23 protein-coding genes and 1 riboswitch are annotated in these 26,984 nt (G+C 38.0%); all 23 genes read left to right on the plus strand.

Annotated elements, in window-relative coordinates; genetic code table 11:
• The first annotated feature begins 1,402 nt into the window (after positions 1-1,402).
• The 23 genes from HND50_09905 (at position 1,403) to HND50_10015 (ending at position 26,979) form a co-directional block, all read left to right on the plus strand.
• Positions 1,403-1,495 carry a DUF1610 domain-containing protein gene (locus HND50_09905; GenBank protein ID NOG45536.1) on the plus strand — a complete coding sequence of 31 codons (93 nt, stop codon included), beginning with the start codon at positions 1,403-1,405 and terminating at the stop codon, positions 1,493-1,495.
• Positions 1,496-2,519: 1,024 nt separating this feature from the next.
• Positions 2,520-3,383 carry a hypothetical protein gene (locus HND50_09910; GenBank protein NOG45537.1) on the plus strand — a complete coding sequence of 288 codons (864 nt, stop codon included), beginning with the start codon at positions 2,520-2,522 and terminating at the stop codon, positions 3,381-3,383.
• 85 nt (positions 3,384-3,468) lie between these two features.
• Positions 3,469-3,870 carry a GxxExxY protein gene (locus HND50_09915; GenBank protein ID NOG45538.1) on the plus strand — a complete coding sequence of 134 codons (402 nt, stop codon included), beginning with the start codon at positions 3,469-3,471 and terminating at the stop codon, positions 3,868-3,870.
• Between the two features lie 47 nt (positions 3,871-3,917).
• Positions 3,918-6,425: a hypothetical protein gene (locus tag HND50_09920; GenBank protein ID NOG45539.1), complete on the plus strand. Its 2,508-nt coding sequence runs from the start codon at positions 3,918-3,920 to the stop codon at positions 6,423-6,425.
• Between the two features lie 88 nt (positions 6,426-6,513).
• The gene (locus tag HND50_09925; GenBank protein NOG45540.1) at positions 6,514-7,782 is read left to right on the plus strand and encodes a hypothetical protein; all 1,269 of its coding nucleotides are present in this window, start codon (positions 6,514-6,516) and stop codon (positions 7,780-7,782) included.
• A gap of 35 nt (positions 7,783-7,817) precedes the next feature.
• Entirely contained in the window at positions 7,818-9,410 is a 1,593-nt protein-coding gene (locus HND50_09930) for a bifunctional metallophosphatase/5'-nucleotidase (protein NOG45541.1), read from the plus strand.
• Positions 9,411-9,501: 91 nt separating this feature from the next.
• Positions 9,502-10,113: a molybdenum cofactor guanylyltransferase gene (locus HND50_09935; GenBank protein NOG45542.1), complete on the plus strand. Its 612-nt coding sequence runs from the start codon at positions 9,502-9,504 to the stop codon at positions 10,111-10,113.
• A riboswitch (molybdenum cofactor riboswitch) is annotated at positions 10,111-10,234 on the plus strand. Its footprint overlaps the gene before it by 3 nt.
• A complete protein-coding gene (gene moaA, locus HND50_09940; GenBank protein NOG45543.1) occupies positions 10,227-11,243 on the plus strand; it encodes a GTP 3',8-cyclase MoaA in 1,017 nt (338 codons plus the stop codon). (Overlaps the previous riboswitch by 8 nt.)
• Positions 11,244-11,245: 2 nt before the next feature.
• Positions 11,246-12,415 carry a hypothetical protein gene (locus tag HND50_09945; protein ID NOG45544.1) on the plus strand — a complete coding sequence of 390 codons (1,170 nt, stop codon included), beginning with the start codon at positions 11,246-11,248 and terminating at the stop codon, positions 12,413-12,415.
• Positions 12,416-12,426: 11 nt separating this feature from the next.
• Complete coding sequence (locus HND50_09950; protein ID NOG45545.1) at positions 12,427-12,660, plus strand: MoaD/ThiS family protein; 234 nt, start codon at positions 12,427-12,429, stop codon at positions 12,658-12,660.
• A 3-nt stretch (positions 12,661-12,663) separates the two neighbouring features.
• Positions 12,664-13,800 carry a molybdopterin-synthase adenylyltransferase MoeB gene (gene moeB, locus HND50_09955; protein NOG45546.1) on the plus strand — a complete coding sequence of 379 codons (1,137 nt, stop codon included), beginning with the start codon at positions 12,664-12,666 and terminating at the stop codon, positions 13,798-13,800.
• Positions 13,787-14,224: a molybdenum cofactor biosynthesis protein MoaE gene (locus HND50_09960; protein ID NOG45547.1), complete on the plus strand. Its 438-nt coding sequence runs from the start codon at positions 13,787-13,789 to the stop codon at positions 14,222-14,224. Before moeB ends, HND50_09960 begins: the two co-directional genes overlap by 14 nt.
• A gap of 66 nt (positions 14,225-14,290) precedes the next feature.
• The gene (locus tag HND50_09965; GenBank protein ID NOG45548.1) at positions 14,291-15,226 is read left to right on the plus strand and encodes a bifunctional molybdenum cofactor biosynthesis protein MoaC/MoaB; all 936 of its coding nucleotides are present in this window, start codon (positions 14,291-14,293) and stop codon (positions 15,224-15,226) included.
• The gene (locus HND50_09970; protein ID NOG45549.1) at positions 15,211-16,506 is read left to right on the plus strand and encodes a molybdopterin molybdotransferase MoeA; all 1,296 of its coding nucleotides are present in this window, start codon (positions 15,211-15,213) and stop codon (positions 16,504-16,506) included. The genes HND50_09965 and HND50_09970 overlap by 16 nt, the downstream gene beginning before the upstream one ends.
• Positions 16,507-16,781: 275 nt before the next feature.
• Entirely contained in the window at positions 16,782-17,399 is a 618-nt protein-coding gene (locus tag HND50_09975) for a GNAT family N-acetyltransferase (protein ID NOG45550.1), read from the plus strand.
• Positions 17,374-18,573, plus strand: coding sequence for an argininosuccinate synthase (locus HND50_09980; protein ID NOG45551.1), 1,200 nt, complete (start codon positions 17,374-17,376; stop codon positions 18,571-18,573). Before HND50_09975 ends, HND50_09980 begins: the two co-directional genes overlap by 26 nt.
• Complete coding sequence (locus HND50_09985) at positions 18,566-19,537, plus strand: N-acetyl-gamma-glutamyl-phosphate reductase (GenBank protein NOG45552.1); 972 nt, start codon at positions 18,566-18,568, stop codon at positions 19,535-19,537. Before HND50_09980 ends, HND50_09985 begins: the two co-directional genes overlap by 8 nt.
• Positions 19,538-19,664: 127 nt before the next feature.
• Positions 19,665-20,450, plus strand: a complete 786-nt coding sequence (argB, locus tag HND50_09990) for an acetylglutamate kinase (protein ID NOG45553.1) — start codon at positions 19,665-19,667, stop codon at positions 20,448-20,450.
• Positions 20,447-21,514, plus strand: a complete 1,068-nt coding sequence (locus tag HND50_09995) for a M20 family metallo-hydrolase (GenBank protein ID NOG45554.1) — start codon at positions 20,447-20,449, stop codon at positions 21,512-21,514. The genes argB and HND50_09995 overlap by 4 nt, the downstream gene beginning before the upstream one ends.
• Positions 21,515-21,597: 83 nt before the next feature.
• Entirely contained in the window at positions 21,598-22,944 is a 1,347-nt protein-coding gene (gene argH, locus HND50_10000; GenBank protein NOG45555.1) for an argininosuccinate lyase, read from the plus strand.
• 23 nt (positions 22,945-22,967) lie between these two features.
• Positions 22,968-23,789 carry a pyrroline-5-carboxylate reductase gene (gene proC / locus HND50_10005; GenBank protein NOG45556.1) on the plus strand — a complete coding sequence of 274 codons (822 nt, stop codon included), beginning with the start codon at positions 22,968-22,970 and terminating at the stop codon, positions 23,787-23,789.
• A gap of 390 nt (positions 23,790-24,179) precedes the next feature.
• Positions 24,180-25,265 carry a 3-isopropylmalate dehydrogenase gene (gene leuB / locus HND50_10010; GenBank protein ID NOG45557.1) on the plus strand — a complete coding sequence of 362 codons (1,086 nt, stop codon included), beginning with the start codon at positions 24,180-24,182 and terminating at the stop codon, positions 25,263-25,265.
• Between the two features lie 133 nt (positions 25,266-25,398).
• On the plus strand, positions 25,399-26,979 hold the full coding sequence (locus HND50_10015; protein ID NOG45558.1) for a 2-isopropylmalate synthase: 1,581 nt from the start codon (positions 25,399-25,401) through the stop codon (positions 26,977-26,979).
• Positions 26,980-26,984: the final 5 nt, after the last annotated feature.

Here is a 26,984-nt window from a genome sequence, read left to right on the forward strand (position 1 = left end):
CTGGGCAAAGTTTACAAAGAAACGGAATTACAGAAACCGATGAAGTCCTGACCGGTGGAAACGGCGTAACAGGCCACAATGAAGCAACTGAAAATTGGCCAAACAGCTTTGTCGCAACTTCACCATCACCGGGTAGCTTTAGTGAGGTTGAAGGCGATGGCTCTGGTGTTGCAACTATTTTTCCAACCGATACAAGCGCTGCAATGGAGATGGATGTTACGATTAGTTTGACAGGCGAATCGACTTATACATTAAAAATGGCTCAGATTATCGTACCTGCTGATTGGGCTTGGGGGCAATCAGAATCGGATGTGGAATTATCCGGTGCGGCAACTTCGGGTTCAAGTGTATCTGTTAATGGCGACACAATAACTCTTTCTACAACAAATTTTACGGTTTCAAATTCTGGTGATATTACAATTAAAAATATCACAACACCTACGGTTACAACTACATCAACTTTTATTATTCGCACGGCAGTGGATGGTGGCAGTTTAACAGCAATTGCTGTTTCTCCGCAGATTTCAGTAGTTGCACCTTTAAGTATTGCAGATATTCAAAATAACTTTAATGATTATGATGGCCAGCAGGTAACGTTGGATGCGGTTGTGGCAATTGGCGCTGGTGTAACCCGTGATGACCGGACAGATGCATATATCCAGGATGAAAGTGGGCGGGGAATAAATGTGTACCGCGAGAGTGAAGTGATTTCAGATTTGGCCGTTGGCAATAAAATAAGAATTACCGGAACAGTAAGCGAGTTTGATGGCACTGCCCAGATCACCGATTTTACATTTGATTTACTATCTACAGGAAATGAGATTCCTGCAGTTTCAAAAGTTACACTTGACTATGCATCCGATATAAGCTTAGAAGGTACTTTTATTGAAACAGCAGGAGTGATTGCAGACCTCTATACAACCAATCCTGATTATAATATTGAAATTGAAGATGGCACAGGTGCAATAACTATTCGTGTCTGGGCAAGTACAGGGATTGATCTTTCCGGCTATTCCATTGGTGATACAATTGGTGTACGTGCAATTATTGATACGTATTTAGGTGCAGCACAATTATTGGTTGGATATAGTGATGAGTTATTTCCGGGTACCATAGAAACTGCTGTTGATGGTAGCGGCACTGTTTCGGTAGATCCGGGTTCTGTGGATTTGAATGAATCCACTTCATTAAATTTTACATTTACAGCTACAGCAGAGGATACAGTTGAAGGTGTAACTATTCAAATACCAAGTGAATGGCAATGGACTGAATCTGAGCTTGACGTTAGTACATTTGGTGCATTTAGTGATGCCTCAGTATCTGTGACTGGAAAACTTGTAACAGTTTCCAATGGATCTCTTTCACCTTTTTCAGATGGGGAAATTGAAATAAATAATTTGACATCACCAGCGGTGGACACGGTTTCAAGTTTTATTGTCCAAACTGTGGGAATACTTGGTTCATTAAAAAATATTGCAAGGCAACCAATTGTTAGAACCGGAAAAGGAACGCAAATTGATGCGATGACAATAACGGAAGTCCGGGCTAAAAAAGATTCATTGTTGGATCAAACCATAACGATTCAGGGGACAATTGTCATTGGCGCCGGAATTTTGAGAACTGACTTTACATCTGCCCATGTTGTTGATGATCAGGGAGCCGGATTAAATGTTTTCCGTTTTGGAGAAATCGATCCTGACATTGTACGTGGAAATTTAGTTATTATGACTGGTACGCTCACTGAATTTAATGGTGTGTACGAAATTGAAGATTACCAAACAACGGTTTTAGCAACTGGGGTTGAATTACCCGAACCTATTGAACTGACAACCGATGATGCTTCAGGTGTTGAATATGAAGGCTCGTTTGTTGCAGTTGAAGGTGTAATCAAGGAAAGATTTTCAGCCGGGGGTGGAACAAATCTGGAAGTTGATGATGCCAGTGGTACTGTTACAATAAGAATATGGGATTCTTCAAATCTTGATTTATCACTATTTGAAGAAGGGAGTTTCGTTAAAGCGCAAGGTATTCACGGCCTATTTAGCGATGCCGGACAAATTATTGTTGGATATCAGGAAGATATTTCGGCACTTGTTCTCGAAGATGTCCCGGTAACGCTTTCATTGCCAAACAAACCATTTGCACCCGACAGAGGAGAGAAGCTGACAATTGAATATGGATCGGGCACAGGAAGTACACATATCACCATGCGTGTTTTTGATATGGGTGGTCGGCTGGTTACAACTATTTTGGATGAAACAGGGGTTCCATTTGTTTGGAGAAAGTTTTGGGATGGCCGTAATGAATTGGGTGAGCTTGTTCCAATAGGGACATATATTTTACATTTTGAAGTGACCAATGAAGATACAGGAAAGAAAACTCAGAAAGCGGCACCTATTGTTGTTGGTACGCTCCTTTCAAGATAAATGAAACATGGGTATTGCATGATTTATAGAATTGATGAATTAAGAGAAATTCTATAAATCAGTAATTCATTTTAAAAAACTTAGGACAATTAAATGTTAAGATTCACAATTATTACTTTGTTTATAGTTTGTCATACCTTTGCCGGCGGCGCTTTTGATGATCGTTATCCATCTCCCCGCGCAATGGGGATGAGTAACTCGGTTGTTGCTGTTACAAATGATGTCTGGTCATCTTATTATAATCCAGCCGGGTTATCTTATGTTGACAATTATCAAACCGGGATTTCTTATCAGAAGCCGTTTGGTTATTCTTTTTTACAAAGTATTTTTGCCAGCGCAGCAATGCCTATTTCACCCGAGTATGGATCTGTTGGCCTTTCAGTTGAAAGTTTTGGCGTAAAATACAAAGGCAATACCATGAATCAGGAATATGTGGCAATGTTATCTCATGGTTTTTTTCTGTTGAATGATATTCACACATCCTTGTCAATTGGCTATAATTTAAAATATTATCACATGAGTCTCGGAGAATCGGTTGATGGACTTGATCTTGGCTCTGGCGGAACTTTTGGTCTCGATTTAGGAGTTCAGGCTTCAATTTATAAGCGAACATATCTTGGGTTGTATGTATTCAATTTAAATTCTCCAAAACTTGGTGTTGATACAGCCGGGGACTTACCACGCCGTGTTGTTATTGGTGCAGCTTACAGGCCATACACCGGATTAACGACTGCTATTTCAATGAATAAAGCGCTTGGTTTTGATACACAGTTTGAAGGTGGATTTGAATTTGCATTACTTGAAATGTTGGATATCAGGTTTGGTGCGAGCACAAATCCAAATCGGTTTACTGCAGGCCTTGGAATTGAATTTGAGTCATTTCAATTTGATTACGGGTTTAGGTCTCATCCTGTATTAACAGAGACTCATACTTTTGGTTTTATGTATAGTTGGTAGGATTATTTTTGCCACGAAGTACACAAAGAATCGCGAAAATTGGGTGATTACTAATTAAATAAATGCTTTTGGGAATAGTATAAAAATGGAGTTACTGTTTGAAAAAGAAGTATACAAAATAATTGGTGCGGCAATTGAAGTACATAGAGAGTTAGGCCCAGGTTTTTTAGAAGCTGTCTATGAAGAGGCAATGGAAATTGAATCATCATTAAGGGATATTCCATTTAAGACTCAGAAAGAGCTTAAGATATTTTATAAAGAGAGAAAACTTGAAAAAAAGTACAAAGCAGACTATATAGCATGGGACAAGATTGTCGTTGAATTTAAATGTATACCTAAATTAACATCTAAAGAGGAAGCTCAAATTTTGAATTATCTAAAGGCGACTAAACTGAAGTTGGGGTTGTTGATAAATTTTGGGAGTTCAGGTAGGTTAGAGTGGAAAAGATACATCAATACAAAAAGAACATATGATCAAACCCGCTAAAATATTCGCTTTATGTTTTCCAAATTATGACAAAAAAGAAAAATAAAATGACAATAGTTTTTAAAAAGAATACAATTTTTAGTTTTACTTTCGTGCTCCTTTGCGTCCTTAGCGGCACTCTATTCTCACAGGACACAATCTATTCTCCGGAAAACCAGCTGGACATTAACAAAGCCACCCAGGAAGAAATTAGCGCCTTACCTATTTCTGAAGAATTGGCTGAGCGCATTTATCAGCATATAACTTATCGTGGCTATTTACAGAGTATTTATGATTTGCGAAAAATTGAAGGAATTGACCAGGATTTGTTTGACACATTAAAGCCTCTTATCCGGGTTGAACCATTTCGTGAGTTGAGTTCACTTCAGCAGCGTATCGAACAGGTTTATTTCCGTCTTGATGATTGGAGCGGTAACGAAGGGACCAACGATGCTTTTGTGGATTTATGGATCGAAAGAATTCTTGAACCTCTAAATGTTAATGAAGCCGCTTACGATGATCTAATCAACCTGCAAAATGTGTCTCCGATAGACGCTGTTTCTATTATTAACTACCGTGATGATGCCGGTGAAATACGCAGCACACGTGATATGCGTGGCATTCCGGGGTTGTCGTATTATGGTTATAGAAATGCCAGCAATTTTGTCAGTTTTGATGAAGAAGATGACCAACAATTATTGCATGGCCATATTACCATGCGTATCGATGACTCGCCTTTTTTTGCAGAGGAGGCAGAAGCCGCATCTGATACAGAAGCACTTCGTGATGTAACAAATGTTACAGGTCCGCCAAACCAGTATGTAAAATCCCGTTTCTCTTATGATCGCAATTATAAGTTCGGTTTTTCTTTCAACCGCTATTTAAATGAGCCTGTCTATTATTATGATGATGAAAACAGGTTTCCACGTCTCAAGTTTTTTGCCGGTGTAGAGAATATTGATTTGGGTGACCATATTGGACTTGACGGATTGACCTTAAGAAAACTATATGTTGGTGATTATAGCGCTACTTTTGGTCAGGGCATTATTATGGAAAACACAGATTTTTTTACACCGCGCAAATCCGGTTTTGGTTTTAGAAAACGTTTTAAAGGAATAAGCGGAGATAACTCTCGTACTCGTCAATTTGGATTGCGTGGAGTTGCAGCTGAAGTAGGTTACGAAGATTTTACTGCAACAGGCTTTGTGTCATTTAAAGATAGGGATGCTATATTAAACTTAGCTGAATCAGATTCAGTTTTGGGTCGTGGCTTTTCACAATTGATTGTACTTGATCAGCGTTTTAAATATGCGCTGGATGATCCACTAAGAGGACCTGATGGCGAGGACCTTTCTTGGTTGAATGCTGTTAAGGAGCTAACACTTGGTGGACATTTGCAGTATGATTTTCAACCGGGTACCTGGATTGGATTAACTTATTATGAAAGCGCTTACGACCGTTATTTAGATCCAAATCCTGAAGAAATCACATCCGATGCAAATTGGGGATCACGCCAGGTTACAGCAGACAGTGAAATAAAACAAAGCTATGGCGGCCCAATCTCGCGGGGCACAAATCCATTTTGGGACGATGCAATTTCCTTTCGTCGCGTGTACGGATTTGATTTTCAGGCAACAATAGAAAACCTGGCCATAATGGGTGAGTATGGCGAGCTTGACAAAGGTGGCAGCTTTTTAAAAATGGGTGATGATCCCAAGGCCATGGTTTTATCAGCTTATCTTCAGTATCCCAGTTTTAATCTACTGGCTCTTTACAGAAACTATGATGTGGGTTATGATAATCCATATCAACGATCTTTTTCAAATTATCGCCGATTTAAAGGCACCATTTTTGAAGATTATTTTTATCTGCAATCTACGTTGTATTCACAATTGTATACAAATGCACCACAGCCACAATCTGAAGAAGGTTTCTATTTAAGCTCGTATTACCAGATTAGCCGAATGTTTACCACGCGCTTCGAATATGACCAGTGGGTGCGTAAAGCAGACCAGGCAAAACAATATCGCCTTGTCGGGACCTTGGATTACAGGCCCATTTTTCCGTTGCAAATTCAGTTGCGCCAAAAATGGCAGGCAAGAGAAGAGGACAATAATCCCTCTTTAAGATTCTTTAAAAGCAATGAATTTCGTGGAAGAGTTCGTGCTAGGCTTTCTAATTTTAATAATTTGAGTTTGTTTTTTGGAAACGCAAATACAATTGTTCATCCGCGTCCACGCATCTTTGGAGATATTACTTTGGGTGGAGATTTTTATGGAGCATCCATGGAACATAATTTTAATAATAATCTCAAATTGAGCGGCTCTCTATTCTATTATAATGGATTCTTCTGGAATTTCGAAGACACGCAATTTGTGGTTTTAAACAGTACACGCGGATCGGTCCGGTATTGGCTTTCATGGTATATGCGCCTAAATACAAATATGTCAGTACGATTAAAATATACAGCAGATGTCCAACAATCTGTTCAAAATATTCAGTTTGATGATAATCAGGCGGATTGGGTAAGAAAACAAAACAGTTTCTTTTATTTAGAAATGAATTATAATTTTTAGGATTAAAACCGTTCTGTCATTCTGAACGAGTGTACGAAGTGAAGAATCCCATAGCAGACTATCGGATTCGATATATAACGAGGAATTTATGAAAAAAATAGTTTTAATTTTATTAATAAGCGTCCCATTAGTTGCCCAAATAGCCAACATGAATTTGAATAAAATATATTTTGGCCAGCCTATTTCAACAGTAACAGCAAGATCTATGGCATTGGGCGGAGCAGGTTTGGCCGGCGGAAATGCATTTTTGGCAGGAACACATAATCCTGCACTTGCAATAAACAGCGATGGAATGATTAGCATTAATGGCGGTTCAAGGTTGTATAACCTTGAGGAAGATCGTGCATTCCCATATGTTGATAACTTTGGCGGCTTTGTTGATTTTGGCTCCTATTATTACCAAAATAATTGGTATGGTTCCTTTTATGGGCAAATCGTTTATGCTCCGGATATGATTGATTTTATGAACCTTCATATCTCCACCGGGTTTGTACCATTTATGGATTTCGATTATGACTATTTTGAAGAAGTACGTAGCCCTGGTTTTGGGGATGAACTAATCGCTTATAATATTATAGAAAATGGTGGTCAGCTATCAGCAATTCCAATTAATATTGCAGTTCAACCAATCGAAGGTTTATCTGTGGGACTTGGAGTTAGCTTTCTTGTTGGTGATGTTAATTACTCGGAGAGAATAGTATCAAAATCGACTTCATTTAAAGGGGATTCACTCATTAATGTTGATAATACTTTAGATGGAATGCCCAATATTATAACGGCTGGAGTTTCGTATCAAATTGATGAACGCCTGACTGTAGGTTCCAGTTACCGTTTCCCATATACCGTAAAAACAGATGTTAGTCTTGCTACAAATACTTTAAAAGGTAAAACATCAAATGAGGCGAAATATCCTGCTCGTATAGGAGCCGGTGTGGATTATCGTTTTGAAAATATTTTGGCTGCACAAATTATGGTGGATTATTATTATGAATTTTGGAGCGACTTTGAAAATGATCTTTTTGCGAACAGCTTCGATGATACATATAATCTTCGTGTTGGTGTAGAACACATTTTTTTTGATAATGTACCATTTCGGGCCGGTTTAAGTTTTGGAACACTCCGTGAAGACAAGAGTTTGACACAAACAACTTTTACTTTGGGGACTGGATTCGTTTTCAAAAATGTCCGAGCAGATATTGCTTTCGGATATTCTAATAACCAGTATTTCCAGAAAGACCTGTTTAGTGATGACTTGTATGGAATATCAATTAGAAATGAAGAGCTGGATGCTGATACTGATCGTGTAAGTTGGACACAGGTTTTTGGCCGAATAGATTTTAGTTATTCATTTGAATAAAATTATACATTGACATTTTGTTTTAGGATCTTTCAATGAAATTATTTTTAATATTATTTTCTTTAGCTGCTTTAGGTTTTGGCCAGACAAAAAAAATCTACATGTTTTATACCAATGATGTACATGGTGGAATAGCCGAAGTTGAAGCAACTTTTCTAAACCCCAATTTTCCACCTATACTTGGTGGCGGCGCATCTGCGGCGGCCATTCTTTCAGAGTATCGTAAACTGGCTGAGGAAAATGGTGATATCTTCCTGCTTTTTGATTCGGGTGATATTTTTCAGGGTACGCCATTGGGCACAAAAACCGAAGGCAGGGCATTAATTGAATATATGAATCAGGTTGGTTATACAGCTGCAGCAGCAGGGAACCATGATTTTGATTTGGGCAAAGAAGTTTTTATCAACCTTACTGAACAGGCAAATTTTCCAATATTAGCTGCAAATTTAGTCAATAAAGAAAGTGGCGAACCATTTGAATATATCAAGCCGTACGTACTTTTAGAAAAACAAGGTATAAAGATTGGTGTTTTTGGGATTAGTACAGAGTCTACAGAAAACATGAGTTTTGAAGATCATATTAAGGGTCTGGATTTTACATCGGAAAAACCGGCAGCAGAAAAAGCAGTTGCAAAATTAAAAGAACTGGGTGCTGATTTAATCATTGGGATTTCTCATCTTGGTTTGCCTTATAATATGCAGGAAGGCTATGAGGAACTGCAGGAAGCTGAAGCTCAAAATGAGAAGAAAGAGTCATATTTAAATGCAATGGAATTGGCCCGTTATGTTCCGGGAATCGATGTTCTTTTTGGGGGGCATATTCACAAAGGATATAACGAACCATGGGTCGATCCTGTAAATCACACGATTTGTTTTCAAAATTATGGCAATGGCGGCAACCTGGGCATGGCTATTTTGGAAATTGATATGGACACAAAAAGTATAGCAGGATATGATCTCCCGACCAGAAATAGTGGTTTATTGCTTTTAACGCATGATGAGTATTGGCCCGATCCTAAAATGAGGGAAGCGATTAAAGCGGAACAGGCTGAAGTGGAAAAAGGTTTTGATGAAGTTATCGGGATTACGGAGTTTGCTTTAACCCGGGCACAAAGTGAATCGCCTATGAACAACCTTATTTGTGATGCCATGGTTTCTGCGAGCGGAGCAGACTTTTCTTTTACAAATTTTGGTGGAGTAAGATCTGATTTGCAAATTGGCCCAATTACACCGCGTGATATGTTTAAGGTTTTACCATTTGGTAATTCAATTGTTGTTATTCGCATGAGTGGGTCGATGCTAAGAGAACTTATTGAAGGAAAATTAGAAAGAAACAGAAGCGGCCTGGCAATCGGCGGCGGTAAAATTGTTTACGAAAAAGATGCCGAAGATGGTGATAAAATTTCTGAATTTTTAGTAAAGAATGAGGAACTTGATCCTGATAAAATGTATAAGGTTGCAATGACAGATTATCTGGCTGAAGGCAATTCCGGTCTTGGGCAGCTTGAGGATGTAAAAGAAGAAAACATTGACCGCACAGGGATAATATTGCGTGAAGCTGTGACACAATACATTTTGGAAAATGCCCCGTTAAAAATAAAAAATGATGGACGTTGGGTGAAAAAGTAAGTCCCTAATAAAAATATTGTTGAATAATGTCACGTTGATCTTATTTCAACATCTATAAAAAGTAGAAACTGTTATTCATAAATTTTAAAATATGCTTAAAAATGTCACATCTGCATTAATTGCCGGAGGGAAAAGCCGGCGCTTTGGATCATCGAAATTGCTTGCAACATTTGATGAAAAACGTCTGATCGATCATGCATTGGATATAGCGGTTACAATTTCCAAAGATACAATTATTATTGGTAATCTGGAATCTTCGATTCCCGTTGGAAACATTCCTGTTTATAAAGATATAATTTCTGGCTGTGGCCCACTTTGTGGAATTTATACGGCCTTGCATAAAGCATCCCAAAAATATGTAGCCGTTTTACCTGTTGATATGCCTTTACTATCTCCCGATGTATATCGCTTTTTATATCCGTCTTTAACTGAAGAAAGACCGGTTGTCGCATTATCGCACAAGGGCTTGGAACCACTGGTAAGTATTTGGCCGGTATCAGTTTTGACAGAATTTGAAATGGCAATTAAAAAGGGTGAATATAAGTTATATAAATTGCTACAAAAGTTTAGAGCCAAGGAAATTGACCTAGCTTCTTTTATGCCCAATTATCAGGAAATGTGGTTTAAAAATATTAATTATAAAGAAGATTTGAGTTTCATCGAGTCAAATATTAAAAAAACAAGTCAGTTCGTTTTAAGTTAAAAATATAAACTCCGAGCCAAAAAACCTATGTGCTGTAAAGTATATGGTTTCAGGCCGTTTAGGGTGTTGCCGGAAACAGCAGCGCCTCCCGTGTTTGGAAAGGAGTATACAAAATGCAGTCATCTGTATTTTCAGATACTAAGCAAAATCACACCCATCTCATCGATCCATTTGGTAGAAAAATGGATTATCTGCGTCTGGCCATTACAGATCGTTGTAATTTGCGTTGCCAATATTGTATGCCCGCCGAAGGAATTCCACTTAAAAGCCATGAACACATTCTTCAATATGAAGAAATGGAACGGCTGGTCCACATATTTACCAGCTTGGGTGTTAATAAAATCAGGATAACCGGTGGAGAACCTTTTGTGCGAAAAGGGGCGCTTGATTTTCTAAAAAGAATTAATGCGCTAGATGGGTTAAAATCTATAAATATTACAACAAATGCTGTTTTGATTGAAGATATTCTGGAAGATCTGTCCCAATTAAAAATTGGCAGTTTGAATATTAGTATCGATTCACTGAAAAAAGACCGCTTCAATAAAATTTCGCGGCGTGATGATTTTGATAAAGTTTGGGCAAATATACAAAGAGCCGTTAAATCGAATCTTATTGTTAAATTAAATATGGTTGTTCTTGCCGGAATTAATGATGACGAACTTTTGGATTTTTGCAGGCTTGCGGAACAATGGCCAATTGAAGTTCGATTTATTGAACAAATGCCGTTTAGTGGAGGCCCTGCTTCTCAGGAGGTTTTAAATGCAGACCAGATTGTTGAAAATATAACACAAACTCTCCCTGAATTATTAGAGCAGGATTTACAAAACTCTACCGCCCGGATTTTTAATCATCCCGCATTTCAAGGGAAAATCGGGGTTATTGCCGGATATTCCAGGACATTTTGCGATACTTGCAGCCGATTAAGAGTAACACCCGATGGCCAATTAAAAACATGCTTGTATGATTATAGTTCAGTTGACCTTAGGACTTTGATGAGAACAGGTACTTCAGATGATGGAATTATTGCGGCGATTAAAACTGCCATAAAAAATCGCGCAGCAGATGGATTTGAATCTCAAAACCGGGCCAACCAATTGTATAATTTATCCATGGCACAGATTGGCGGATAGCGGTGGAAAAAATCAAAAATAGGTTTGGCCTTTCAGAATGGTCGGGTGCATTTGGTGATTTGGGGACATTATTGCCTCTTGCTTTTGCACTGGTTGTTTTTAATGGTTTTGGAGTATCGAGGTTATTTCTTTTGTGGGGCGCCGTTTACATCCTTAGCGGTTGGTATTTTAAGGTGCCTCTCTCAGTACAGCCATTAAAAGCCATGTCGGTTATTGCTATCGGTTTGGGGCTTTCCGCTGAAATGCTTGCCGGCACATCATTCTTCTTTGGGATATTGCTCATTATCCTATCTGCAACAGGAGCTATCCGATGGTTACAAAAATGGTTTTCGCCAGCTTTGGTTAAAGGCATTCAATTAGGGATTGGTTTAATTTTAATCCAAAAGGCCGTTCAGCTTGTATATGAGAAAGGGTTTTTATTAAATGGGAATGGCCCGTCATTGCTCATCAATTTTGCTTTGCTAGCCGGGATTTTGTTACTAATTGGAATAATGCAATTTAGAAAAAAAATTTCTGTTTCCCTGATTCTTATAGCCGGAAGCATTATTCTTGTTAGTATCTTTTCCAATATTGAAATACCGGAAGCCAAATCCGGTTTAATTGATTTTAAATTACCACTATGGAGTATTTTGCCCGATTCGCTGATCCTGTTAATAATTCCCCAGCTTCCTTTAACTTTGGGCAATGCAATGTTTGCTGCTTCGGATACATGTCATACATTTTGGCCAGAAAGATCATCTAAAATCACTCCTTCCCGCCTTGGATTGTCAATTGGAATTAGTGATTCTATTATAGGAATGTTGGGTGGTTTTCCCATGTGTCATGGAGCCGGTGGAATAGCAGCACATAGGCAATTTGGGGCGAAAACCGGTGGGACAACTATTATCATTGGTTCAATTTTGGTGATCCTGGCACTCATTTCTCCGTTGTCATCTTTACTGTTTTTGATTCCGGTTCCATTGCTGGCTGCCATGTTGCTTTTTGATAGTTGGCGAATGATCCTTCTAATTAAAAAATTACAGATTAATATTGAAATTATTGTTGCACTTTTAGTTGGACTGATTTCTTTCACTACACGCAATATTTCAATCGCCTTGGTTATTGGGTTGCTTATAGAAAGAGGATATAATTATTTTCAACAGCAAAAAACTAAACCAGAAACCAGTTTATAAAAGATAAAAATATGAAAACAAAAATACTTTTTTTTGGCTCGATTGGGGCAATGGTAGGGCAAGGTGAAATGTTTTTGGAAAATCAAAAAGATGTGAAAAGTGTTAAAGAGAATCTAACTAAGATTTATCCGGAATTGGAAAATTTCACCTATCGCATTGCTCTGAACCAGGAAATAGTTGATGACAATCCTGACTTGAATGATGGTGATGTTATAGCCTTAATGCCTCCGTTTGCAGGTGGGTAACAAATGTTGACAAAAGAAGAACTCTCATTTTACAATCGCCAATTAATCCTATCGGAAATAGGGGTAAATGGTCAGCAAAAACTTAAACAAGCAAAGGTTTTGGTTGTCGGTGCCGGCGGCCTGGGTTGTCCGGTACTTACTTATCTGACAGCTGCAGGTGTTGGGACAATCGGAATTGTAGATGCGGATATTGTAGACAAAAGCAATCTGCACAGACAGGTTCTTTTTGGTTTTTCTCAGATTGGAAGACCAAAAGTTAATGCGGCTATTGATAGGCTAAAAGACTTAAACCCTAATATTGATTTGATTGGATATATTGAAAGACTTAGTCCTAAAAATGCGCTTGAAATTCTTTCAAAATATGACATTATTGTTGATGCCACAGATAATTTCCCAACACGCTATTTAATAAATGATGCCTGTGTTATTCTGGATAAACCATTTGTTCTTGGTTCGATCGATCGCTTTCAAGGTCAGATAAGTGTAATGAATTTTACAAATAAAAATGACATTTGTGGTCCAAGTTATCGATGCCTTTTTCCAACTCCTCCAAAACCTGAGAACGCGCCAAACTGTGAGCAGAATGGAGTTATGGGTATTTTGCCGGGAATTATTGGGACAATGCAGGCAAACGAAGTTATAAAAATGATTGTTGGGTATGGCGAGGTACTTTCGGGCAAATTATTAATTTTGGATTCAGCTGCGGGCACTTCATATTCTATAGGAGTTTCCCGGAATAACAAAATGGTTAAGCTTGCCAAAAGTTTGAAAAACAATCTTAAAAGTTTTGATTATATTGATTTCTGCCATTTGCAAAACCGGGAAGTAAAAGAAATAGATCCATCGTTGTTAAAATTGAAAATTGCTGAAAAAGAAAATCTACAAATCATTGATATCAGGGAAAATGGAAATGCATCACAAATAAATGGCGCTGTAAATATTCCACTTTCTCTTATTAAATCGAACTTCAATTCAATTAAACCGGACATTCCTGTTGTTCTTTTTTGTGATTATGGTATCAAAAGCGTGTCAGCCGTTAATATTCTTTTGGAAGCAGGTTATAAGAATGTTTTCAATTTAAAAGGTGGCTTAACTGCCTGGAATAGTGAAATAAATAAAATGGAAAATGAAAATGTCTGATAAAACATATTTTATAAAAGGCGCAATTGAGCCAGATTTTATTGCCGGGCAAATTGCTGGTCATGGCAAAAAAACAAACATTGGTGCACATTCGATTTTTTTAGGCCAGGTGCGGGAAGACAAACTTGATAGCAAAAAAGTAAAAGCAATTGAATATTCAGCTTATGAAGAAATGGCCAACAAAGAAATTGCTAAAATCAGGGAAGATGCATTTGCCAAATGGGAGCTCACTTGTTTACATATTTATCATAGCATTGGTCTGGTTAAAACAGGGGAAATTTCCCTTTTTGTTTTTGTTTCATCTGTTCACCGCAAAGAGTGCCAGGCTGCTATGCAGAAAATTGTTGAAGATATAAAAAATCAGGTCCCGGTTTGGAAAAAGGAAATATTGGAAGACTCAAGTATCAATTGGGTTGACAAGTAGGAGCTGTCTCCTGATAGCGAAATAAATTAAAGATGACAAGTTCATTAAATTATTAAAGGTAAAAAAATGATTGATGTAAGTCCCAAATTCAACACCTTAAGATATGCCAAAGCGCAGGGAATATTGAAAGCCTCTCCTGAAATAATAAAACGTATTGCTGATAAATCCGTGCCAAAAGGTGATGTTTATCAGGTCGCACGGGCCGCCGGAATTAACGCCGCAAAAAATGCTGCCTCCTGGATAACTTTTTGCCACACTTTACCGCTCGACTGGGTAGGAATTGATTTTGATTTTCATAATGACCATATCGTAGTTTCTGCCGAAGTAAAAGCTGTCTGGAAAACAGGTGTTGAAATGGAGGCAATGACTGCTGTATCCGCAGCTTTGTTAAATGCTTATGATATGTTAAAGCCGCTCAGCGATGATATCTCTTTTTCAGATGTAAAACTGGTAAAGAAAAAAGGAGGTAAAAGCAGCTTTAAAGATGAATTTGCTTCACCCTTGAAAATTGCCGTTTTGGTCTTGTCTGATTCAACTTATGAAGGAAACCGTGAAGACAAATCAGGCAAAATTATTCAATCATATTTAAAAGAAAAATCATTAGAAACAGAGTTCTATGAAATATTGCCGGATGATATTCAAAAGATCAAAAACCGACTAATTGAGCTATCCGATGACGAAAAATGTGATTTAATTTTTACGACCGGTGGAACTGGTTTTGGCCCAAAAGATTTTACACCTGAAGCAACTTTGGAAGTGATTGAAAAAGAAGCACCGGGTATTGTTGAGGCTATTCGGAAACATGGCAAAGAACGCACCCCTTATGCTATGCTTGCAAGAGAAGCAGCCGGTATTCGGGGTACTTCGGTTATTATAAATTTACCTGGCAGCTCTAAAGGTGCAGAAGAAAGTTTGCAAGCCCTTTTTCCAGGATTGTTACATGCCTTTCCAATGTTGTGGGGCGGTGGACATGATGGTAATAAAAAATGGGTAAAAAAGTAAAAGCTCGGCAACGTCATACTGAGCGCTCGAATGAGCTCATGTCGAAGTATGACATTTCAAAAATAATGAGGAAAAAATTGATATCAGTCCAGCAGGCAATTGAGGTATTAAAAAAAAATTATCCGGAAAAAGAAATTGAATCAGTAAAATTAAGTGATTCACTTAACCGGGTTTTGGCCGAAAAAATTATTTCGCCTATTTCGTCTCCGCCATATACAAATAGTGCTATGGATGGTTTTGTAATGCGCTGGCAAGACGTTGAACAAGCCACAGAAAATAATCCTGTTAAGTTAAAAATAATTGGTGAAAGCAGTGCGGGGCATCCTTTTGGTGGAAAACCTTTGGTTGGATCCTCTATTAAAATCAGCACAGGTGCCATCGTTCCTGACGGGTTTGATACTGTGGTTCCAATAGAGCTGTGCAAAGTTGAAAATGATCTGTTAATAATTAACAAAGTCAAAAAGAAATATCAGCATTTGCGATTTGCGGGTGAAGAGTTTAAGGTAGGCCAGGAGCTCCTTAATGAGGGAACTAAAGTTGGGTCTGCACAAATTGCTTTATTAGCATCCATTGGATTTTCGCAGATTAAAGTTTTTAAACGACCCAAGGTTTCCATAATCACCACAGGAAGTGAGCTTGTTTCGTTTGACCAAAAAGTAGAAGATCATCAATTACGAGATTCAAATACACCCATGTTAAGATCAGCAGCTTTGGAAGCAGGTGCTGAGGTCATTCAATCAAACCATGTTGAAGATGATCCAACTAGGACAAGAAAAGCGATTGAGGAAGCAGCGTCAACTTCAAATATTATTATTAGCTCTGGTGGGGTTTCTATGGGTGACCATGATCATGTTCGTGATGTTGCACTTGAATCTGGTTTTGAGGAATTGTTTTGGAAAGTGCGCCAAAAACCCGGCAAACCAATGTTTGTTGCCAAAAAAAATCAAACATTATTAATCGCACTTCCTGGTAATCCGGTATCGGCTTTTATGTGCTTTAAACATTATGTCAGGCCATTGCTTCAAAATATTCAGGGTATGAAATTTGATTGGCCTGTGATCCAATCAAAGGCAAAGTATGACATTGAAAACAAAGGGGACCGAACACAATTAATGCGTGTCAGGCTAATTAGCAAAACAAGCGAAATCCCGGAAATCGAAATATTAAGCAAACAAGGATCTCATATGCCGTCGACAATAGCACATGCGGATGGCTATATCATCATTGCTGAAAATGAACGGATAAATAAAGGAGCACTTTTAAAAGTTTTTCTGTTTTAGCATTCCACATTTAAAAATAAATTTGCATCTTCAATTTAATTAGATGATATTCGCAGAAATGCAAACACAAATAATTATGAAACATTTATTCAAAAATTTCTCCACTTTACTGACTTCTGCATCCTCTGTAGATCGTCAGCCTCTTTCTATTCTACGACGACGACCGTAGGGTCTCATACCTTTTTGCTCCACCAAAATAATATCTAAATATTCTTTTGTTTCTTTGTTTATCCAAGGAAACGTACACACAATTAACAATTCGATGGGATTGAACCATGAAAAACAACCTTAAAATACATATAACTGTCGCAACTGAAAAACATCTTAATTATAGCCAGGATATTTGTTCACTAATTGAGGATTCAGCCAAAATACGAGGAACAGGGATTGCAAAAAGGGAGCCATCTTATATTGAGCAAAAAATTATGGATGGCAAGGCTGTTATTGCGGTTGCAGAAAATGATTCGCTGGCAGGGTTTTGTTATATCGAATCCTGGGGAGAAGAAAAGCATTATGTAGCAAATTCAGGATTAATTGTAAACCCGGATTTCCGTGGTCTTGGCTTAGGAAATAAAATTAAAAAGGCAGCTTTTGATCTTTCCTTAAAAAAATTCCCGGATTCAAAATTGTTTGGAATTACAACCAGTCCCGCTGTTATGAAAATAAATTACCACCTTGGCTATCGACCTGTAACTTTTCATCAATTAACGGATGATGAAGAGTTTTGGAATGGATGTAAGAGTTGCGTGAATTATGATATTTTAACCCGAACCAATCGTTTACATTGCCTCTGTACAGCAATGTTGTATGATCCTGAAGAAAAACAAAATGGCCAAAATGAAGAAAATTTAAAAGAAGAGAAATCAGATGAAAAAAGTAGTATTAGCATTTAGTGGCGGACTGGACACCTCTTACTGTGTAAAATATCTGTCAAAGGAAAAAAACCTGAAAGTTTATTCTGTTCTTGTCAATACAGGTGGTTTCTCAACAGATGAATTAAATAAAATAAACGAGCATGCAAAAATGCTTGGAGTAAAAGAGCATGAGAATATTGACGTTATCGAAAAGTATTACAATGAATGTATTCGTTTCCTTATCTATGGAAATGTTTTAAAGAATGATACTTATCCCCTTTCAGTAAGTGCGGAGCGTGTTTTCCAGGCGATGGCCATAGCGCAATATGCAAAAGAAATGGGAGCGGATTATATTGCCCATGGCAGCACTGGCGCCGGCAATGATCAGGTTCGTTTTGATATGAGTTTTAATACAATAGCCCCTGATATTACTATCTTAACACCTATCAGGGATCTGCAACTTTCACGTGAACAGGAGATAGATTTTCTTAAAAACCATGGCGTGGAAATGGATTGGCAAAAAACAAAATATTCTATAAACCAGGGATTGTGGGGAACGTCAGTTGGTGGAGTAGAAACATTGACCTCAGATCAGGAGCTTCCTGATAGTGCCTATCCAACGCAGGTTAGCAAAACAGAAAAACAGCAAATCGATTTATATTTTGAAAAAGGCGAGTTTGCCGGTTTTAATGGAAAAACTTTTACAAACAAGATTGAAGCAATTGAAGCTTTGAATAGTCTGGTAGCTCCATTTGGAATTGGGAGAGATGTTCATGTTGGGGATACAATTATTGGTATTAAAGGCCGGGTTGGTTTTGAAGCAGCAGCACCGATGTTGATAATTAAAGCACATCATCTTCTTGAAAAACATGTATTGACTAAATGGCAAATCCACTGGAAAAAACAATTGGCAGACTGGTATGGCATGATGCTCCACGAGGGACATTTTCTTGATCCGGTTATGCGTGATATAGAGTCTTTTTTGGAAAACACACAATCAATGGTTTCCGGAACTGTATTTGTAAAGCTGTCTCCAAATAATTTTAAATTAAAAGGAATTGAAAGTAAGCATGATTTAATGTCACCTGAGTTTGGAGCATATGGAGAAATGAACCTGGGGTGGACAGCGAATGATGTTAAGGGCTTTTCAAAAATAATCTCTAACCAAACACGAATTTATAAAACAATTAATAGTGATGAAAAAAATGATTAAAGCAGGAATTATTGGCGGCGCAGGATACACTGGCGGAGAGTTGATTCGGATTTTGTTGAACCATCCGCATTGTGAAATAAAGTTTGTTCAAAGCCGTAGCCAAAAAGGAAAAAAGATAACAGAAATTCATACAGATTTACTTGGTGAAACGAATTTGAAATTCTACGACAAAATTGATGAATCAATAGATATCATGTTTTTGTGTCTCGGGCATGGCGAATCAAAAATTTTTATGAAAGAAACCAACATTGCAAAAAATATAAAGGTGATTGACCTTAGCCAGGACTTCCGCCTTGGAAACATGGCCGATAGAAAGTTTGTTTATGGGCTGCCGGAAGCAAACTATGAGAATATAAAATCAGCTCAAAATATTGCTAATCCCGGTTGTTTTGCAACAGCCATTCAATTAGCACTTTTACCGATGGCTGCAAATAATCATTTACAAAATGATATTCATGTTAGCGGTATTACGGGCTCAACCGGTGCTGGACAGAAACCGTCAATCACTACACATTTTAGCTGGCGCAGTTCAAATATTTCATTATACAAGGCGTTCGAACACCAGCATCTTGCTGAAATAAATAAAACTATAGAGCAGCTACAACGTGGAAAAATGGATCAACAAATTTATTTTTTACCCTTTCGCGGAAACTTTACGCGTGGGATTTTAGCCTCGGTTTACACAAAAACTAATCTGACAAATGAAGAAGCTTTTGAAATGTATTCACAGTTTTATGAAAAACACCCATTCGTTTTTATCACTGATGTGAATCCGGATATAAAACAAGTGCTAAACACAAACAAAGCCATTCTGTTTTTACAGAAACATGATGACGTTTTAAATATTGTTTCGGTGATCGACAATCTTGTGAAGGGAGCTTCCGGGCAGGCGGTACAAAATATGAACCTGATGTTTGGATTGGATGAGACCTCTGGGCTAAGGTTAAAACCAGTAGCGTTTTAAGTTGATTTTTTATAGATGGGAAAATGTTAATGTCATTCCCGAATGTCTTTATCGGGAATCTGAATAAAAGAAAAAATTCAGATTCCTGCTGAAAACATGCAGGAATGACAGGTGAGAGACAGTGATTATGAAAAAGCTAACAATTGTAAAAATCGGTGGACATATTGTTGATGATCAGCAAAAACTTCAGTTAGTTCTGAAGCAATTTTCTTCTATAAAAGGTCTAAAGCTCTTAGTCCATGGTGGTGGGAAAAAAGCATCTCAAATTTCACTTCAAATGGGTGTTATACCTAAAATGGTTGAAGGCCGCCGTATTACGGATGCCGAAAGTTTAAAAATTACACAGATGGTTTATGCCGGTTTGATAAATACAAATATTGTAGCAAAGCTACAGTCATTAAAGTGCAATGCTTTTGGTATGAATGGCGCGGATGGCAACTCTATTTTGGCAATAAAAAGACCAATCAAAAAAATTGATTATGGCTATGTTGGAGATGTCACAAAAGTTAATGCAAACAACATAAACCAGCTTTTGGCGATTGGAATCGTGCCTGTATTCTGTGCGTTAACTCATGATGCTCATGGCCAAATCCTAAACACAAATGCCGATACAATAACTGCGGAGTTAGGTATTGGCCTTTCCCAGGTTTTTGAAATTAATCTTGTTTATTGCTTTGAAAAAAAAGGTGTGCTAAAAAATCTAAATGATGACAACTCTATAATTTCGCATATATCCAAGGAAACTTATTTAAACCTGAAAAGCGAAAAAATCATTGCAGATGGAATGATCCCAAAAATTGACAACGCATTGGATGCTTTAAATCGGGGAGTCCAAAATGTGTTTATTATAAAATATGATGAGTTGCAGGAATTTAAAAAGGAAGAAAAACCGGGTACCAGGATTAGTTTATGAAAACAGAACATGTAGCATTGACCAATAAAGTCATAGAATTATTAAAACAGCTTATTGAAATTCCTTCATTAAGCGGAGAAGAAAATAAAACAGCTTCGCATATTGCAGATTTTCTGAAAAAAGAAGGTATTGAATCAAAAAGAAAACTAAATAACGTATGGGCATATAACCGGAATTATGATTCAGCGAAGAAAACCATCTTGTTAAATTCCCATCATGATACTGTAAAACCAAACAGCGGCTGGACGTACGATCCATTTAAAGCCACTGTGGAAAACGGAAAACTTATTGGCCTGGGAAGCTGTGATGCCGGTGCTTCGCTTGTTTCTTTACTGGCCGCTTTTTTCTATTTTTATAACCAAAAAAATCTAAAATATAACCTGATTTTTTCAGCTACTGCTGAGGAAGAAACGACAGGGGAAAACAGTATCCGTGCTGTATTGCCAGACTTAGAGCCTTTTGATTTTGCCATCGTTGGCGAACCAACAGGGATGGAAATGGCCATTGCCGAAAAAGGTTTGATTGTTTTGAATTGCCAAGCAAATGGAGTCTCCGGACATGCTGCACGTGGAAATGGGATCAACGCCATCACAAAAGCCATTGAAGATATTAACTGGTTTACCAATTATTCTTTTCCCAAAGAGTCCAAAGTTTTGGGGCCGGTACGCATGTCTGTAACAGGAATAAACGGTGGTATTCAGCATAATGTCATCCCGGATAAATGCACATTTCTGGTTGATATTCGGTCGACGGATGCTTACACAAATAGTGAAATTTTAGAAATCATTAAAAAGAATATTTCTTCAGATATTGTGCGCGCTTCAGATAATTTGAATCCAACATCTGTTCCGGAAAATCATATTTTGGTAGAGACAGCAAAAAAACTAAACGTCCCAAGATTTGCTTCACCAACCATGTCTGATCAGGCGCAAATAAACAAACCTTCAGTTAAAATGGGCGCAGGTTTATCAGAGCGTTCACATACAGCAGATGAGTTTGTATATTTATCGGAAATTGAGGATGGGGTTGAAAAGTACATTCATCTTTTGGAAAAGATTTTGTAAAAAAAAGCATAAACCTATCGTCATGCCCGCCAGTTGGCGGATTAGTCTTTTCGGCTGGCTGAATTTGTTTTTAGGAAAATAAAATGAAAAAACAATCAAAAAAATTATGGGATAAAGGCACAGATGTAAATGAGTGGGTTGAGCGCTTTACAGTTGGCGAAGATCGCAACCTGGATATCCATTTGGCCAAACACGATGTATTAGGGTCCATTGCGCATATTACGATGCTGCAATCAATTGATCTACTTAGCAAAGCTGAGTTGGTTGATTTGAAAAAAGGGCTGGTCGATATTTTTAAACAAATTGAACAAGGTCATTTTCAAATTAAAGATGGTGTTGAAGATGTTCATTCACAGGTAGAACTATTACTGACAGAAAAGCTTGGTGAAGTCGGAAAAAAAATTCATAGTGGCCGTTCACGAAATGACCAGGTACTTTTGGATATGCGCCTATTTATACGTGAACAACTTCAATTATTGGTAGAAGAGATAAACCAGTTATTTAAACAGCTAATCCAATTAAGTGAGATCAATAAAAATGTTTTAATGCCGGGATATACTCACATGCAAATTGCTATGCCTTCCTCTTTTGGATTATGGTTTGCGGCCTACGCTGAAAGCTTTGTGGATGACATTTTGCAAATTCAGTCAGCTTTTAAAATCACCAATAAAAATCCTCTGGGATCAGCGGCGGGGTATGGCTCAAATTTTCCATTGAATCGTAAAATGACGGCAGAACTTCTTGGTTTTGATGATCTGAATTATAATTCGGTTTATGCCCAAATGGGCCGCGGAAGAAGTGAACGCGTGGTTAGCCAGGCAATTTCTTCTGTTGCGGAAACTCTTGCAAAAATGGCAATGGATATCACGCTATTTATGTCGCAAAATTTTAATTTTATTTCATTTCCTAATTCAATTGTCACCGGTTCCAGCATAATGCCGCATAAAAAAAACCCAGATCTTTTTGAAATATTACGCGGGCGGTGCAACAGGCTAAAGGCATTGCCAAATCAGATAATGATGACAACAACAAATTTAACTTCAGGGTATCACCGTGATTTACAGTTGATAAAAGAAGATTTCCTTCCTGCACTCTTTGAGATTAGAGATTGTGTGAAAATCCTAAACTTTGCTTTAAAAGAAATTAAGGTAAAAGAAAATATTTTAGACGATCCAAAATATATTAACCTATTTACAGTTGAAGCAGTAAATGAGCTTGTAATGCAAGGCGTGCCATTTCGAGACGCCTATAAGCAAATCGCTGAAAAGGTTGAAAAAGATAAGTTTGAAAAACCGGCTGCACCAAAATATTCTCATGAGGGAAGTATCGGGAATCTTTGCAATGACGAAATCGAATCTGCAATGAGTAGAGTTTTAAACAGTTTTGAATTTGATAAGAGTAAAGCGGCAATAGTTGAGCTGCTCAAATAATATTTTAAAACAGGAGTAAGATGATGAGTGAGTCCGATAAAAAATTAACCATATTAGGAGCAGGAAACATTGGGGTTGCCATAGCACTGGGGCTTACTCAATCAGGCTTATATAAACCCTCAGATATTATTTTGACCCGCCGTAAAGTCGACCTTTTGTCAAAACTTCAAGAGAAAGGTTTTTTAACTATAAAGGATAATTTAGAGGCAATTGAAAAATCGGAGATAATTTTAATAGCAGTTGAGCCACAGCAAATAGATTCGGTTTTGATGGAAATTGCACCAAAATTAATTCCTGGAAAACATATTGTTATTTCTGTAGTGACTGGTGTTTCAATCCAGCAAATGTCAAAAAAACTGGGCAATGAGGTTGATATTGTCCGGGCAATGCCAAACACAGCAATCGCCATTCGTCAATCGATGACCTGTCTTGCCAGCAGCAACTCAAAATCTGTTGCGGTTGAAAAAGCCAAAGAGATTTTCAATACAGTCGGGAAAGCCATGTTGATTGATGAAGAACTTATGGGTTCGGCAACGGCACTGGCAGCTTGCGGATTAGCCTTTTTTATGCGTGCAATCCGGGCAGCATCTCAAGGTGGCGTGGAGATTGGATTTCATGCCGACAAAGCTTTGTTGATTGCAGCCCAAACGGCTAAAGGCGCTGCATCTCTTTTGTTGGAAAATGAACGTCATCCGGAATATGAAATTGACAAAGTAACTACACCACGTGGCGTTACAATTTCCGGACTTAACCAAATGGAGCATGATGGTTTTAGCTCGGCAATGATAAAAGGAATTGTCACATCGGCTGAAAAAGCAGCAGGATTGTATAAAAATAATTCATAAAAAAGCATTGTATTAAGTTATATTGAAAATGGAACGACAATTAAAAAATTGCAATTAAGTTTTGGCTTGTTTACAATTGTCGAAATAAAAAACCAATTTTTACGAAATCAAAATGGCACAAGCGATTAAAAATAGAATGAATATTGAAGCAAAGAACATTTGCTTTCATGATAATCGTATTGCGCGCATAAATAAATTAAACCTTCCTTTAGATATTCTTCTTCTTAACGGGATTATTCTGCTCAGCCTAAATCTCTTACTCTTAGGCTAATAAGAAAACAATCCCAAAATCATACCAAATAAAATAACAATACAATAATAGATTTTCGGGATTGTCCTGAAAAGAATGCGTTTATCCGGGAAGTTCATCATTAACTTTTATGAGGATTTATGAACTTCAAAATAACTTTATTACCCGGCGATGGAATAGGACCGGAAGTAACAAATGCTGCTGTTCAAATATTACAATTTATGGCAGAAAAAAATTCCATTTCCCTTACCCTTACAGAGCAACTAATGGGTGGTTCTTCCTATGATGAACATGGCATTCCAATTACCAATGAAGCATTAAACACCTGCCTGGATTCAGACGCAGTTTTTCTCGGTGCCGTTGGTGGACCAAAATGGGAAGATCTGGAGCATCATCTAAAGCCGGAAGCGGCACTTTTAAAGTTGCGCAAATCTATGGGACTTTATGCTAATATCCGTCCTGCAAAAGTGTTCAGTTCTTTTCTTAGTGCGTCATCTTTAAAGGAAGATATTCTCCGTGGTACCGATTTTGTCGTAATGCGCGAATTGACGGGTGGTATATATTTTGGTGAACCGCGTAAGCAGGAAAATGACAAAGCCTGGAATACAATGATTTATTCAAAGGAAGAAATTGAACGGATTGCCCATGTGGCATTTGAAGCAGCAGACTTGCGTGGCAAAAAAGTTATCTCCGTGGATAAGGCCAACGTTTTGGAAGTCTCTCAATTTTGGCGTAACACTGTGCACGAAGTCGCAAAGAATTATCCGCAAATTGAATTGGAAAATATGTATGTGGATAACGCAGCCATGCAAATCGTTCGCGATCCAAAACAGTTTGATGTCATCCTTACTTCAAATTTATTTGGGGATATTTTGAGCGATATCGCCGGGATGATTACAGGAAGCCTTGGTATGCTCCCTTCTGCCAGCATTGGAAAGAATCATGCTTTGTTTGAGCCGGTTCATGGCAGCGCGCCGGACATAGCCGGGCAAAATAAAGCCAATCCTATGGCAGCGATTTTATCTATAGCAATGATGTTTGAATACTCTTTTAAAAACAAACAAGCTGCACAGGTTATTGAACAGGCGGTTGAAGCGACATTGCAAGAAGGTTATGCAACTGAAGATATTGCAAAGGAAAATTCCAAAATTGTTTCAACTTCAGAAATGACAGAACAGGTTATAGAACAATGTGAAGGGATTACTAACCAAGTGATGGGTTCTTAATATTGTTGTTATTCTGAGTGCAACAGAGTGGAGCGAAGAATCCCATCTAATTTGAAAATATTAGGATTCTTCTCTACACGGTGTTTCGATCAGAATGACATATTTGAGGTAGAATAAAAAGAAGGAAAAAGCTATGTCAGAGCAAATAATTATTTTTGATACAACTTTACGCGATGGGGAACAATCACCCGGAGCAGCTTTAAATATTATGGAAAAATTGGAAATTGCGAGACAGCTAGAAAAACTAAATGTAGATGTAATTGAAGCTGGTTTTCCTATTTCATCACCTGCCCAATTTGATGCTGTGAAACGCATTTCTGCTGAAATTGGTGTAACGATTGCAGCACTTTCCCGGGCCAAAGAGGTGGATATTAAAAAAGCATGGGAAGCCATTGAACAGGCAAAAAAACCACGTATCCATACTTTTTCCAGCACTTCAGATTATCACATTCTTGGCAAATTTGGTGGTTCACAATATGGCCGATCCATGAAGGAAAAAAGGGAAACGGTTTTAAAGATGTCCTACGATGCCGTAAAATATGCCAAAACTTTTTGTGATGATGTTGAGTTTTCGGCAGAAGATGCAGGCCGGACAGAGATTGGTTATTTGGCCGATGTTATTGAAACAGCCATTGATGCAGGCGCCACAACCGTAAATATCCCGGATACAACGGGCTACACTTTACCACAGGAATATGCCACCATTATCAGCGAGTTGAAAAAACGTGTAAAAAATATTGAGCAGGCTATTATAAGCGTTCATTGCCATAATGATCTTGGATTGGCGGTAGCGAATTCTATTTCTGCGTTAAATGCCGGCGCCCGGCAAATTGAATGTACGATTAATGGAATAGGTGAGCGGGCAGGTAATGCCTCTTTAGAAGAAATTGTAATGGCCTTGAAAGTACGCAGCGATCTGTTTAACAATCACACTAATTTGCATACAAAAGATTTGTTTAATACCAGCCGCATGGTTTCCGGTTTTACCGGGATGATTGTTCAACCTAATAAGGCAATTGTAGGAGCAAATGCTTTTGCCCATGAAGCTGGAATTCATCAGGATGGGATGTTAAAAAACAGGGAAACCTACGAGATTATGACACCGGAAGAAGTGGGTGTTACAAAAACTAAAATTGTTTTAGGCAGGCATTCGGGGCGCCATGGATTAAAATCACGATTAGAAGTTTTAGGATACACTTTGGATGAGGAAGAATTGGATCGCATTTATAAATTATTTACAGAGCTTTCCGACAAGAAAAAAGAAATTTTTGATGATGATCTGCGTATTTTGATGGGCGATGAGATTTTTAAGAAAAATGAGCATTTTAACCTGGAGTTTTTTCAAGTTCACTTGGGAAGTCATGCTATCCCAACTGCGGCAATAAAACTAAATGTAGATGGTGAAGTTGTTCAGGAATCTGCTACAGGAGACGGCCCTGTTGCCGCGGTATTTAATGCGATAGAAAGGGCATTGAACAAGCAGTTTACGATTGAATCCTATCAAGTACGATCGGTTACATCCGGACGCGAGGCATTGGGTGAAGCCCTGCTTAGGATTCGCTCTGGGGAAAAATCGTTTAACGGGCGTGGTGTTTCAACCGATGTGGTGGAAGCAAGTGCCAAAGCTTTTCTGATGGCAATCAATAAAAAAGCGGAATATGATAAAAATAATGGCGGTAAGGAATTTGAAGAATCATTTATAAAAACGGCTTAATTGAA

Source organism: Calditrichota bacterium (assembly GCA_013112635.1).
Taxonomy (GTDB): Bacteria; Calditrichota; Calditrichia; order Calditrichales; family J004; genus JABFGF01.